This window comes from Pseudaminobacter soli (ex Li et al. 2025), from assembly GCF_003012705.1.
GTDB lineage: Bacteria > Pseudomonadota > Alphaproteobacteria > Rhizobiales > Rhizobiaceae > Pseudaminobacter > Pseudaminobacter soli.
Map to the genome: position 1 here is coordinate 1 of NZ_PXYL01000095.1, position 255 is coordinate 255.

General features: G+C 74.5%; 1 protein-coding gene. It reads right to left on the reverse strand.

Translation table 11 applies throughout. The annotated features are described in order from the left end of the window. Positions 1-255, reverse strand: a 255-nt coding sequence (locus C7I85_RS30390; protein ID WP_280954435.1) for a chemotaxis protein CheB, incomplete at both ends; no start/stop codon positions are given.

Below are 255 nucleotides of genomic sequence, written 5' to 3' on the forward strand. Positions count from 1 at the left end.
TGAACAGTGGCGGCATGTGCTGGGTGATGACGGTCGGCGGGCAGTTGGCGGGGAACTGGCTCAGGATGGTGAGCAGCGCCTCGACGCCGCCGGTCGAGGAGCCGATGGCGACGACGCGGCCGTTCGGCGTGTAGCCGGCCTGTGCCGCCGGCGCAACGGGCGGCGCGTCGCCGAGCGGCCGGATGCGGGCGCGCGCCGCCGCCTTGACGGTGGCGATCAGCGCCTCGAAGGCGCGCTCGTCGCTGAACGCCGCCT